We start from the raw sequence: 12,699 nt of genomic DNA, 5'->3' as shown, positions 1-12,699 counted from the left end.
TCCCTTCTCCCCCCGGGAGAAGGTGCCGCAGGCGGATGAGGGTACGGGCGCAGCGATGAGTTGGGGTGTGAGGCCAGCCCGGCCCCTCACCCCACCCTCTCCCCGGCGGGGAGAGGGCTTCAAGGCGTCGCTCACCCCACCTTCTCCCCCGCGGGGAGAGGGCCTTGAGCTGATTTCGCTTGCTACGCGGAAGACCGTGCCCATCAGAAATACCCCTCCTGCTTCTTCTTCTCCATCGAGGCGGAAGGATCGTGGTCGATCGCCCGCCCCTGCCGTTCGGAAGTGCGCGCGATGAGCATCTCCTGGATCACCTTGGGCAGGTCGTCGGCTTCCGATTCGATGGCGCCGGTGAGCGGATAGCAGCCCAGCGTGCGGAAGCGCACCTTGCGCATCTGCGGCTGCTCGCCGGGTTCAAGCGGCAGGCGCTCGTCGTCCACCATGATCAGCGCGCCGTCGCGCTCCACCACCGGGCGCGGCGCGGCGAAGTACAGCGACGGCACCTCGATCGCCTCGCGATAGATGTAGAGCCAGATGTCCAACTCGGTCCAGTTCGAGAGCGGGAACACGCGCACGCTCTCGCCCTTGGCGATGCGGCCGTTGTACAGGTTCCACAGCTCCGGGCGCTGGCGCTTCGGATCCCAGCGGTGCTGCGCGTTGCGGAACGAGAACACGCGCTCCTTGGCGCGGGACTTTTCCTCGTCGCGACGGGCACCGCCAATGGCCGCGTCGAACTTGTACTTGTCCAGCGCCTGCTTGAGCGACTGCGTCTTCATCACGTCGGTATGCACGGTGGCGCCGTGGGTGAACGGGCCGACGCCCTGGCGTACGCCTTCCTGGTTGATGTGCACGATCAGCCTGGCGCCCACCTCGGCCGCGCGGCGGTCGCGGAAGGCGATCATCTCGCGGAATTTCCAGGTGGTGTCCACGTGCAGCAGCGGGATCGGCGGCGGGGCGGGATGGAACGCCTTCTGCAGCAGATGCAGCAGCACCGAGGAATCCTTGCCGACCGAATACATCATCACCGGGTTGGCAAACTCGGCCGCCACCTCGCGCAGGATGTGGATGCTCTCGGCCTCCAGCCGCGCGAGGTGGGAGACGTGGGCAGGCGGAGCAACGGGCGTCATGGGCGATCCGGTCATATGACCGCCGATTCTAGCCAGCCGCGCCCGCAGGCGTGATAACGAGTGCGCCTATGCATATGACGCGGCCGCGCGCAGCCGGCGGATCCGCAGGCGATCACTCCGCATGCCACGGCCCGCGGCCGCGCCGCGATCACGCCTTCAGCGGCGCGATCACCTGCTCGATGGCACCGAAGATCGAATGCCCCTGCGCATCGGTGACCTCGATGCGCACGGTGTCCTCGTACTTCAGGAACGGCGTGGCCGGCTGGCCGTCGCGCAGCGTCTCCACCGTGCGCTGCTCGGCCAGGCAGGAGGCGCCCTTGGCGGTGTCCTGGTTGGCGATGGTGCCGGAGCCGACCAGGGTGCCGGCGGTGAGCGGGCGCGTCCTGGCCGCATGCGCCACCAGCTGGGCAAAGTTGAACTGCATGTCCACGCCGCACTCGGCCTCGCCGAACCACTGGCCGTTGATCCAGGTGCGCATCGGCAGGTGCAGCTTGTCGTCTTTCCACGCCTCGCCCAGTTCGTCCGGTGTCACGAATACCGGCGACAGCGCCGAGCGCGGCTTGGACTGCAGGAAGCCGAAACCCTTGGCCAGCTCCCCGGGGATCAACCCGCGCAGGCTGACGTCGTTGACCAGGCCCACGAGCTGGATGTGCTCGGCGGCCTGCGCCGGCGTCACCGCCATCGGCACGTCGTCGGTCACCACCAGCACCTCGGCCTCCAGGTCGATGCCGTAGTCCTCGCTGGACACCACCACCGGATCGCGCGGCCCCAGGAAACCGGCGCTGGTCGCCTGGTACATCAGCGGGTCGGTGTAGAAGCTCGCCGGCACCTCGGCGCCGCGCGCCTTGCGCACGCGCTCCACGTGCGGCAGGTAGGCCGAGCCGTCGACGAACTCGTAGGCGCGCGGCAGCGGTGCGGCCAGCGCGTTGAAGTCCAGCGCGAAGCGGCCCTCGGCAGTGCCGGCATTCACCTCGTCGTACAGCGCGTTGAGGCGCGGCGCGGCGTTGTGCCAATCATCCAGCGCCGCCTGCAACGTCGGCGCGATGGCGGTGGCGCGCGCGGCGTGGGTGAGGTCGCGGCTGACGACGATCAGCGTGCCGTCGCGGCCGCCCTCCTTCAACGAACCCAGTTTCATCGTCTGTTCCTTACGTCGGTATCAGTTGGACCACGTCGGGGTGCAGCGCCGCCATGCCACGGTCCAGCGTGGCCAGACAGCCGCCATGGTGGCGTGCCAGTGCCGCAAGATAGGCGTCGGTCACCTGCCGGTGACCGAGTACGCCGTGCCACGGGACGCTGGCGTACGAGACGGCATCGGGCCAGAAACGATGGCGCGTATCGGCCGCCAGCCGCGCCAGTTCGCGCTGGGCAAGCTCCGTACCGGCGCGGCCTTCGATGCGCACGATCCAGCGCACCAGCGCGCCCTGCACGATCGGACAAGTGGCGAACGGCCCCCTGGTGGCGATGAACCAATCGCGCACCACCTCGTGGTGCACGTGATCGGCGTCGAACAGCGCGATCAGCACGTTGGCGTCGAGCAGACGCGTCAGCATTCGTCGTCCAGCGCCTTGACATCGTCGATGGTGATCGGACGGCCGGAGCGGAACACGCCCAGCCCGGTCTGTGGATCAACCCGGTAGGCCGGCGTGGCTTCGACCACGGTCGCGGGCGCCTGCAGCCCGCGGCGCGCCAGTTCCACCACCAGCTTGCTGAGGCTGGTGCGCTGCGCGCGAGCAAGGCTGGCGAACAGGGCATGGTCGCGCTCGGGGATGTCGATGGTGGTTCGCATGATCCGGCTCCTTCACGGGAGATTGCATCATGATGCGCATGCATCACGACATCAACCCGGGCCGGCGAAGTGCTTCGCGATGCCCTGCCAGCAGGTGTAGTAGTCGTCCTGCAGCTGCGGCGCGGACAGCGCCAGCGTGGTGGGGCGGATCACCTTGCGCGTCTCGAACATGAAGGCCATGGTACCGGTGAGGTGGTCGGGCCGGCTCACGTCGGCGGCGCTGGCCTTCTCGAAGCTGGCCGCATCCGGGCCGTGGCCGCTCATGCAGTTGTGCAGGCTCATGCCACCGGGCGCGAAGCCGCCGGCCTTGGCGTCGTAGGCACCTTCGATCAGGCCCATGAACTCGCTGGCCACGTTGCGGTGGAAGTACGGCGGGCGGAAGGTGTGCTCGGCCACCAGCCAGCGCGGCGGGAAGATCACGAAATCCATGTTGGCGGTGCCGGGGGTGTCGCTGGGCGAGGTGAGCACGGTGAAGATCGACGGGTCCGGATGGTCCACGCTGATCGAGCCGACCGTGTTGTAGCGGGTCAGGTCGTACTTGTACGGCGCGTAGTTGCCGTGCCAGGCCACCACGTCCAACGGCGAGTGGCCGATGTCGGCCTGCCACAGCGCACCCTGAAATTTCGCGACGAGCTTGAAGTCGCCCTCGACGTCCTCGTACGCCGCCAGCGGCGCCAGGAAGTCGCGCGGCAACGCCATCGAGTTGGCGCCGATCGGACCGAGGTCCGGCAGCCGCAGCAGCGCGCCGAAGTTCTCCGCCACGTAGCCGCGCGCCTCGCCATCCAGCAGTTCGACGCGGAAGCGCACGCCGCGCGGGATTACCGCGATCTCCAGCGGCGCCACGTCCAGCACGCCGAACTCGGTGGCCAGCCGCAGCCGCCCCAGCTGCGGCACGATCAGCAACTCGCCGTCGGCGTCGTAGAAATAGCGCCCCTGCATCGAGCGGTTCGCCGCATAGACGTGCATGCCCACGCCAGCCTGCTCCGCCGCGCCGCCGTTGCCGGCGATGGTGACCAGGCCGTCGAGGAAATCGGTGGGCGCCGTCGGCATCGGCCATGGGTCCCAGCGCAGCTGGTTGGGCGTGGCGGGCGCCTCGTCGAAGCGGTTGTGGAACGTCGCGTGCGCCAGCGGCGCGAACGGCTTGTGCATCGCCGCCGGGCGGATCCGGTACAGCCAGCTGCGCCGGTTCTCGCGCCGCGGCGCGGTGAACGCGGTGCCGGAGATCTGCTCGGCATAGAGACCGTACGCCACGCGCTGCGGCGAGTTCTGTCCCACGGGCAGCACGCCCGCCAGCGCCTCGCTGGCGAACTCGTTGCCGAAGCCGGATTGGTAGCCGCTCGATTGCATCGTGCTCATCGCTCTTCGCTCGTAGGCCCCTCGCCCGTCGGGAGAGGGGTTGGGGTGAGGGTTCGCCGCATCGCGCTCATCGATCTTCGCTCTTGAGCCCCTCGCCCGCCGGGAGAGGGGTCGGGGTGAGGGTTCGCCGCATCGCGCTCATCGCTCTTCGCTCTTGAGCCCCTCGCCCGCCGGGAGAGGGGTTGGGGTGAGGGTTCGGTTTTCGCAGGCGCTCAGGATGGACGCGAGCACCTTATCGGTGTGTTGAAGCGCCTCATTGTCCCAGTAGCGCAGCACCTCAAGGCCCAGGGATTGAAGGAACCGGGTACGCGGTGCATCCCCGGTCTCGTCATGTTGCGAGCCATCGAGTTCCACCACCAGCTTGCACGCCTCGCAATAGAAATCCACCACGTACGGCGGAACCGGATGCTGGCGTCGAAATTTGAACCCATGGAGCCTTCCCGCGCGCAAGTGGAACCAGAGCCTTTGCTCGGCATCCGTGCCGCGCTGCCGAAGATCCCGTGCCTGCTGCTTTTTGTTTGTGGGCAGTGGTGGCTTGATGTGTCCCGGCATGACCGTACCCTCTCCCCCACCCCTCTCCCGGCGGGAGAGGGGCTCAAGATCAAAGCACCCCGCGCTTCAGCTTGTTTGTGGGCAGTGGTGGCTTGATGTGTCCCGGCATGACCGTACCCTCTCCCCCACCCCTCTCCCGGCGGGAGAGGGGCTCAAGATCAAAGCACCCTGCGCTTCAGCTTGTTTGTGGGCAGTGGTGGCTTGATGTGTCCCGGCATGACCGTACCCTCTACCCCACCCCTCTCCCGGCGGGAGAGGGGCTCAAGATCAGAGCACCCCGCGCTTCATCTGATCGCGCTCGATCGACTCGAACAGCGCCTGGAAGTTGCCCTCGCCGAAGCCTTCGTTGCCCTTGCGCTGGATGATCTCGAAGAAGATCGGCCCCACGCAGTTCTGGGTGAAGATCTGCAGCAGCTTGCGCTGCTTGGTGTCCGGGTCGGCGTCGATCAGGATCTTGTTCGCGCGCAGGCGCGGCACGTCTTCGCCGTGGTCGGGGATGCGCTGGTCGATGACGTCGAAGTAGGCGTCCGGCGTGTCCAGGAATTCCACGCCCTGCGCGCGCATCGCCTCCACCGTGGCGTAGATGTCGTCGGTGAAGCAGGCGATGTGCTGGATGCCTTCGCCGTGGTACGCGTCGAGGTACTCGTTGATCTGGCTCTTCGGGTCGCTGGACTCGTTGAGCGGGATGCGCACGATGCCGTCCGGCGCGGTCATCGCCTTGGACACCAGGCCGGTCTTGGCGCCCTTGATGTCGAAGTAGCGGATCTCGCGGAAGTTGAACAGGCGCTCGTAGTAGTCCGACCACTTCTGCATGTTGCCGAAGTAGAGGTTGTGGGTGAGGTGGTCGATGAAGGTGAGCCCGACGCCCTTCGGGTTCGGCTCGGCGCCCGGCACCGGCTCGTAGTCGCCGTCGTAGATGCTGCCGGCGGCGCCGTAGCGGTCCACCAGGTACAGCATGCAGTCGCCGATGCCCTTGACCACCGGCGCGTGCACCGCGCGGGTGTCGGCCTTGTGCTGCACCGCTTCGCCGCCGTTGGCCAGCACCGCGGCCAGCACCTCGTCGCCAGGCTTCCTGAAGCGGATCGCGAAGCCGCAGGCGCTGGGGCCGTGCTGGGCGGCGAAGTCGGCGGCGAAGGAATCGGGCGCCTCGTTGAGCAGGAAGTTCACGCCGTTCTGCCGGTACACGGTGATCGCGCGCGTCTTGTGGCGCAGCACGGCGGAGAAGCCCATGCGCCTGAACAGGTCGTGCATCGCGGCCGCCTGACCGGCCGGGGCGGCGAACTCGACGAACTCGAAACCATCGATGCCCATCGGGTTCTCGAACGTGGTCACCTGCATGCCGGGATTGGGCCGGGTGGGATGGGGCCGGGCGAGGTTGGGCTGGGCGGTCATGGCGCTCTCCTGCATTGGCTGCGCTAATGTCACGGATGCGGCTGCGCCAGCATGATCTGCCGGCGGGAAAGACCGCATGAGCCCATTGTTATAGTTGCATATGTAACCAAATGCAAGGAACGTTGCCGCCGTGACCACCCCCCGCAAAACCACGCCACCCGGCCTTCAGCATGCCCCGCTGCAGCTGGAGCATTTCCTGCCGTACCGGCTGTCGATCCTGTCCAACACGATCAGCCAGGGCATCGCCGACGACTACCAGCAGCGCTACGACCTGAGCATGACCGAGTGGCGCGTGATGGCCGTGCTGGCCCGTTACGAGGGACTGTCCGCGCGCCAGGTGGCCGACCGCACCGCGATGGACAAGGTGGCCGTGAGCCGCGCGCTGGCGCGACTGGTGGAGGCCGGCCGGGTCAGCCGGCACATGGACGACAACGACAAGCGCCGCTCGGTGCTCGACCTCACCGAGGAAGGCTGGGCCATCCACGAGGTGGTCGCGCCGATGGCGCGCGCGCGCGAGCAGGCCGTGCTGGACAAGCTCGACGAAGAGGAACGACGCTGGTTGGTGCGCATCCTGGACAAGCTGCAGGAACGAGGAAGCAGGAGTGAGTGAAGAGGAGTGAGGAGTGAGAGGGAGCGATTCTCGCTCCACGCCGGTATCCGGCAGCAGCGACTTTCACGTCAGACAAAGCACCGGGACGAAGCGTGAGCGAGCAGGCAGCGGGAAGCGCCCCGCCTTCTCTCACTCCTCACTCGATCACTTGACCCCGTGCATCAGCCGGTTGATCAGCGGCGCGAGCGCCAGCAGCACCAGGGATGCACCCAGCAACAGCCAGAAGCTGAAGGTGAAGCCGGACAGGGCCGAAGCCACCGTCATGCCGCTTTCGCCGCTGACGTGCCCGGCGAACAGGCCCGACAGGTTGTTGCCGATCGCCGTGGAAAGAAACCAGCCCCCCATGCCCAGGCCCACCAGGCGCGCCGGGGCCAGCTTGGTCACCATCGACAGGCCGATCGGCGACAGGCACAGCTCGCCGACGGTCTGCAGCACGTACACCAGCACCAGGGGCCAGAAAGGAATCTGCCCGTCCGTGCTGACGAGACTGGACAGCGCGTAGATCAGCACCACGAAGGCGATCGCGTTGAACAGCAGGCCCAGGCCGAACTTGCGCGGAATCGAAGGCTCCGCCCCCTTGCGGTACAGCCACGCCCATCCCAGCGACACCAGCGGCGCCAGCAGCACGATGGCCACCGGGTTGACCGACTGGAACCAGCCGATCGGGAACTCCCAGCCAGCGAACAGGCGCCGGTCGACGATGTGCTGGGCCAGGAAGTTGAACGAGCTGCCGGCCTGCTCGAAGAACATCCAGAACAGCACGTTGAAGGCGAAGATGATCAGCATCGCGATCACCCGATGTACCTGCACCGTGCCCGTGCGCAGCGCCTCGACGATCAGCATGGCGCCCACGCCCACGAAGATCGCGCTCAGCAGCCACTGCAGCCCCAGCGCACCGACCCTGGCCATCAGCAGATACACCAGCGGGATCGCCACGATCACGCCAATCACCACGTAGGCCACACGCGCCATCCCGGCCTGGTCCGCGGGCGGGCGGCCGATGCCGGCCAGGCTGCGACGACCGATGGCAAACCAGACCAGGCTCAGCAGCATGCCCACGCCAGAGGCCAGGAACACGGCGCGGTAGTTCTGCTGCATCGGGGCGTGGCTCAGCACGCTGGCCAGCCAGCCGGTCAGCAGCGGCGCCACCAGCGCGCCACCGTTGATGCCCATGTAGAACAGCGTGAAGCCGCGGTCGCGGCGCGGGTCATCCACCCCGTAGAGCTGGCCGACCATCGAGGAGATGTTCGGCTTGAACAGGCCGTTGCCGACGATCACCGTGGAGAGTCCGAGCAGGAACACCGACTGGTTCGGCCACATGATCAGGAACAGGCCCGAGGCCATCACCACCGCGCCGAGCAGGATCGAACGCTGGTAGCCGATGATCTTGTCGGCCACGTAGCCGCCGAACACCGCGGTGGCATACACCAGCGCCAGATAGGCGCCATAGGTGCGGCTGGCGTAGCCCTGGCCGGCGGCATCCCCGTCGAAGAACTGCGCGACGATGTAGAGCGTCAGCGCCCAGCGGATGCCGTAGAACGCGAAACGCTCCCAGAACTCGGTCATGAACAGCATCCACAGCGGGCGCGGATGGCCCAGGGTCTGCGGGTACTCCGGCGCGGTCGCGGCCGGCGTGGCGGTGTCGGTCATACAGCCCCCTGATTCGCAAAATATTGCGGAACCGTAGCTGGTCGGGATGGCGAATGCACCCTGGATGACCGGAAAAACCGGACGCAGCAGAAGACGACAACGCCAGAGCCCGACCAGCGACCCATGCCGGCGGAACAATCGCGCACCCGCCCTGTAGGAGCGCACCCTGTGCGCGAACGCCTTTGCTCCTGATCGATATCAAAGCCAAAGGCGTTCGCGCACAGGGTGCGCTCCTACAGGTTCTTCGCCAGGCTCACTTCACTCCGTGCATCAGCCGGTTGACCAGCGGCGACACCAGCAGCAGGAAGGCACCCGCCCCGGCCAGCAGCCAGAAGCCGAAGGTGAAACCGCCCAGCGCCGAGGCGGCGGTCATGCCGGTACTGCCGCTGATCGAGCTGGCCAGCAGGCCCGACAGGTTGCCGCCCACGGCGAGCGAGAGGAACCAGCCGCCCATCGCCGCGCCGACCAGCCGCGGCGGCGCCAGCTTCGTCACCATCGACAGGCCGATCGGCGACAGGCACAGCTCGCCGGTGGTCTGCAGCACGTAGCACGCCGCCAGCGGCCAGAACGGAATCAGCCCGGCCGGCCCCAGCAGCCGTGACAGCGCGAACATCAGCACGGCGAAACCCAGCCCGTTGAAGATCAGCCCCAGGCCGAACTTGCGCGGGATCGACGGCTCGGCGTTGCGCTTGGCCAGCCAGCCCCACACCAGCGTGAGCGGCGGCGCCAGCGCGAGGATCGCCAGCGGACTCACCGACTGGAACCAGCCCACCGGGAACGTCCAGCCACCGAACATCTTCCGATCCACCAGGTTTTCGGCGAGGAAGTTGAACGAAGTGCCGAGCTGGAAATAGAACATCCAGAACAGCACGTTGAAGGCGAAGATGATCAGCATCGCGATCACCCGGTGCACCTGCACGGTGTCGTGCCGCGCCGCCTCGGCCAGCAGCAGCACGGAGATGCCGATGAACAGCAGGCCGAGCATCCACTGCAGCCCGATCGGGCCGATCTGGGAGAGCAGCCCGTAGATCACCGGCACCGCCAGCAGGGCGCCGGCGATCACGCCGATCGAGCGCCCGGCCCCGGTCCTGTCCGCCGCTGGCCGACCTACGCTGCCCAGGCTGCGCCGGCCGAACCAGAACCAGGCGAAGCTCAGCACCATGCCCACGCCGGCGGCGATGAACACCAGCTTGTAGTTCTGCTCCAGCGGTGTGTCGGTGAACTGCGCCGCCATCCAGCCGGTGAGCAGCGGCGCGACGAAGGCGCCGGCGTTGATGCCCATGTAGAACAGCGTGAAGCCGCGGTCGCGGCGCGGGTCATCCACCCCGTAGAGCTGGCCGACCATCGAGGAGATGTTCGGCTTGAACAGGCCGTCGCCCACGATCACCAGCGACAGCCCGAGCAGGAACAGCGGCTTGGTCGGCACCGCCAACGCGAACAGGCCCGCCGCCATCACCGCCGCGCCGATCAGGATCGAGCGCTGGTAGCCGATCAGCTTGTCCGCCACGTAGCCGCCGAAGATGCCGGTGGCGTAGATCAGCGCGGTGTACGCACCGAAGATGCCACTGGCCCAGGCCTGGCCGGCGGGATCGCCGTGGAAGAACTGCGCCACGATGTACAGCGTCAGCGCCCAGCTCACGCTGTAGAACGCGAAGCGCTCCCAGAACTCGGTCATGAACAGCATCCACAACGGACGCGGATGGCCGAACAGCTGCGGGAAGTCGGGCGCCGCGCTCGACACGGCGGTGGAGGTATCGGTCATGGTGGTCTGGCCCCCGGGAGGTCGCCGGATCGTGCCAGAGGCGGGCTGCCGCGTCAGCCGCCGCGGGGGATGCCCTGATCAACCCCGGGGCGCAAGGTCGTGCGCACCTCGAACAGCTCGGGGAAGAACTCCAGTTCCAGCGCCTTCTTCAGGAACGCCACCCCGGACGAGCCGCCGGTGCCGCGGCGGAAGCCGATGATCCGCTGCACCGTGCGCATGTGGCGGAACCGCCACAGCTGGAACTGCGTCTCCAGGTCGACGAAGTCCTCGCACAGCGCGTACTCGCGCCAGTAGCGGTCGGTATCGCCGTAGATGCGCTCGAACACCGGCAGCAGCGCCGGATCGGCCACGTGCGGCTCGCGCCAGTCGCGCGCCAGGTGCCGGCCCGGCACCGCGTGATCGAACCGCGCCAGATAGCACAGAAACTCGTCGTACAGGCTCGGCGCCTCCAGCACCGCGCGCAGCTGCGCCTGCCCCGCCGGGTCGTGGTCGAACACCTGGAGCATCGCCGCGTTCTTGTTGCCCAGCACGAACTCCATCACCCGGTACTGCAGCGACTGGAAGCCGGACGACGGCCCCAGCGTCTCGCGGAACTCCAGGTATTCCGACGGCGTCATCGTCTCCAGCACCGCCCACTGCTCGACCAGCTGGCGCAGCACCGACTTGCAGCGCGCCAGCACCTTGCGCACCTGCCACACCTGGTCGCGCTGCAGGAAATCGATCGCCGCGCGCAGCTCGTGGATCATCAGCTTCATCCACAGCTCGCTCACCTGGTGCTGCACGATGAACAGCATCTCGTCGTGGTGCGGTGGCTCGCTGCGCGGCTGCTGCGCCGACAGCAGCACGTCCAGCCGCAGGTAGCCGCCGTAGGTGAGGCGCCCCTGCAGGTCGGTTTCGATACCTGCTTCGAGGTCGCGCCGGTTGTCCGTCATGGTTGCCTCATCGCCGTAATTAAAGTGCATCCGCCCACGCCAGACTCCGGCGCGCCGAACCCGACCATACCCGACCCGGTCGCCGCCACCCCGCTCGCGCTGAGCGTAGCTTGCGCCAGCGAGCGAAGTCGAAGCGCCTGAATGGCGGCACTGGCTCTACGACTTCGGCGCTACCCGCCTGCGCTCGGGGCGAACGGGGATCGGGGGGGGGTGGCGATGCCTTCGGCGTCGACCCCGACATCCGCGCCCGGAACCGGTCGCGAAGGCGATCCGGGGCCCTCCGTACCGGCGCGCATGCTGCGCCGTGCCTTGCGATGCAACATCGCCGCCTGCTATCAATTGCAGGATTTTTTGGGACATTTGCGTGCCTGCGGGCGTTTCCCCGACCCGCGTCCTGCCGCCCCCGCCATTTTTGTCCACTTCCGGAGCGACTCGTGTCGATTGCCGCCAAGTTTGAGATCGAATACCTGCAGTACCTCGATGCCGAGGGCAACGAGGTTCGCAAGGATCTACCCGAATTCACCAGGAATCTCGACCACATGGTCGAGCTGTACAAGCTGATGCTGTCCACCCGCGTGTTCGACGCCAAGTCGATCGCCCTGCAGCGCACCGGCAAGCTCGGCACCTACGCCAGCTGCCTCGGCCACGAGGCCGCGCATGTCGGCATCGGCAGCGCGATGCGGCCCGAGGACGTGCTGGCGGTGAGCTATCGCGAATACGGCGCACAGCTCTATCGCGGCGTGCAGCCGCGCGAGGTCTATATGTACTGGGGCGGCGACGAGCGCGGCAACGACTACCAGAACGAGCCGGCGCGGCACGATTTCGCCTGGTCGGTGCCGATCGGCACGCAGTGCCTGCACGCGGCCGGTTCGGCACTGGCGTTCAAGATCCGCGGCGAGAAGCGCGTGGCGGTGTGCACCATCGGCGACGGCGGTTCGTCCAAGGGCGACTTCTACGGCGCCATCAACATCGCCGGCGCGCAGAACCTGCCGCTGGTGGCGGTGATCGTCAACAACCAGTGGGCGATCTCGGTGCCGCGCAAGATCCAGTCCGGCGCGCCGACGCTGGCACAGAAGGGCATCGCCGCCGGCCTGTACTGCATCCAGGTCGACGGCAACGACATCATCGCGGTACGCAAGGCGATGGAAGATGCGCTCGAGCGCGCGCGCAACGGCGAGGGCGGCAGCGTGATCGAGGCGGTCACCTACCGCCTCGGCGACCACACCACCGCCGACGACGCGCGCCGCTACCGCGGCGAGCAGGAAGTGAAGGACGGCTGGGCGAAGGAGCCGATGAAGCGTCTGCGCCACTGGCTGGTCGCCAAGGGCGTGTGGGACGACGCCAGGGAAGAAGCCTGGAAGGCCGAGTGCGACGACTGGATGGACAACGAGGTGAACGCCTACCTGCAGACCAAGACCCAGCCGGTCACGGCGATGTTCGACTACACCTTCGCCGAGGTTCCCGCCGATCTCGCCAGGCAGCGCGACTATGTCCTCTCGCTCGAATCCCAACTCGCATCCAGGAAGGGCCACTGA

General features: G+C 67.4%; 12 protein-coding genes. 2 read left to right on the top strand and 10 right to left on the bottom strand.

Annotated features, from left to right (window positions below; all coding sequences use genetic code 11):
* Positions 1 to 203: 203 nt before the first annotated feature.
* From cysD to hppD, 7 genes are all read right to left on the bottom strand, one after another.
* On the bottom strand, positions 204 to 1,139 hold the full coding sequence (cysD, locus tag ACO2Q2_RS06255; RefSeq protein WP_423254901.1) for a sulfate adenylyltransferase subunit CysD: 936 nt from the start codon (positions 1,137 to 1,139) through the stop codon (positions 204 to 206).
* A gap of 133 nt (positions 1,140 to 1,272) precedes the next feature.
* Entirely contained in the window at positions 1,273 to 2,259 is a 987-nt protein-coding gene (locus tag ACO2Q2_RS06250) for a fumarylacetoacetate hydrolase family protein (protein ID WP_423254900.1), read from the bottom strand.
* 10 nt (positions 2,260 to 2,269) lie between these two features.
* Positions 2,270 to 2,674, bottom strand: coding sequence for a TA system VapC family ribonuclease toxin (locus ACO2Q2_RS06245; protein WP_423254899.1), 405 nt, complete (start codon positions 2,672 to 2,674; stop codon positions 2,270 to 2,272).
* Entirely contained in the window at positions 2,668 to 2,910 is a 243-nt protein-coding gene (locus ACO2Q2_RS06240; RefSeq protein WP_423254898.1) for a hypothetical protein, read from the bottom strand. The genes ACO2Q2_RS06245 and ACO2Q2_RS06240 overlap by 7 nt, the downstream gene beginning before the upstream one ends.
* Before the next feature lie 51 nt (positions 2,911 to 2,961).
* A complete protein-coding gene (gene hmgA, locus ACO2Q2_RS06235) occupies positions 2,962 to 4,266 on the bottom strand; it encodes a homogentisate 1,2-dioxygenase (RefSeq protein ID WP_423254897.1) in 1,305 nt (434 codons plus the stop codon).
* Positions 4,267 to 4,404: 138 nt separating this feature from the next.
* Positions 4,405 to 4,818: an endonuclease domain-containing protein gene (locus tag ACO2Q2_RS06230; protein WP_423254896.1), complete on the bottom strand. Its 414-nt coding sequence runs from the start codon at positions 4,816 to 4,818 to the stop codon at positions 4,405 to 4,407.
* A gap of 267 nt (positions 4,819 to 5,085) precedes the next feature.
* The gene (hppD, locus tag ACO2Q2_RS06225) at positions 5,086 to 6,210 is read right to left on the bottom strand and encodes a 4-hydroxyphenylpyruvate dioxygenase (protein WP_423254895.1); all 1,125 of its coding nucleotides are present in this window, start codon (positions 6,208 to 6,210) and stop codon (positions 5,086 to 5,088) included.
* Positions 6,211 to 6,340: 130 nt separating this feature from the next.
* Here hppD and ACO2Q2_RS06220 point away from each other — a divergent pair, with 130 nt between their 5' ends.
* Positions 6,341 to 6,820, top strand: a complete 480-nt coding sequence (locus ACO2Q2_RS06220) for a MarR family winged helix-turn-helix transcriptional regulator (RefSeq protein ID WP_423254894.1) — start codon at positions 6,341 to 6,343, stop codon at positions 6,818 to 6,820.
* Positions 6,821 to 6,964: 144 nt separating this feature from the next.
* Here the strand turns inward: ACO2Q2_RS06220 and ACO2Q2_RS06215 are convergent, their stop codons facing one another.
* From ACO2Q2_RS06215 to ACO2Q2_RS06205, 3 genes are all read right to left on the bottom strand, one after another.
* On the bottom strand, positions 6,965 to 8,470 hold the full coding sequence (locus tag ACO2Q2_RS06215) for a peptide MFS transporter (protein ID WP_423254893.1): 1,506 nt from the start codon (positions 8,468 to 8,470) through the stop codon (positions 6,965 to 6,967).
* Positions 8,471 to 8,723: 253 nt separating this feature from the next.
* Positions 8,724 to 10,232, bottom strand: coding sequence for a peptide MFS transporter (locus ACO2Q2_RS06210; protein ID WP_423254892.1), 1,509 nt, complete (start codon positions 10,230 to 10,232; stop codon positions 8,724 to 8,726).
* Between the two features lie 53 nt (positions 10,233 to 10,285).
* Positions 10,286 to 11,164: a tryptophan 2,3-dioxygenase gene (locus ACO2Q2_RS06205; RefSeq protein ID WP_423254891.1), complete on the bottom strand. Its 879-nt coding sequence runs from the start codon at positions 11,162 to 11,164 to the stop codon at positions 10,286 to 10,288.
* A 434-nt stretch (positions 11,165 to 11,598) separates the two neighbouring features.
* Here ACO2Q2_RS06205 and pdhA point away from each other — a divergent pair, with 434 nt between their 5' ends.
* The gene (gene pdhA, locus ACO2Q2_RS06200) at positions 11,599 to 12,699 is read left to right on the top strand and encodes a pyruvate dehydrogenase (acetyl-transferring) E1 component subunit alpha (protein ID WP_423254890.1); all 1,101 of its coding nucleotides are present in this window, start codon (positions 11,599 to 11,601) and stop codon (positions 12,697 to 12,699) included.

The sequence above is a fragment of the Dyella sp. KRB-257 genome (assembly GCF_049445995.1).
Taxonomy (GTDB): domain Bacteria; phylum Pseudomonadota; class Gammaproteobacteria; order Xanthomonadales; family Rhodanobacteraceae; genus Dyella_A.
This window is presented reverse-complemented; position numbering and strand designations above follow the sequence as displayed.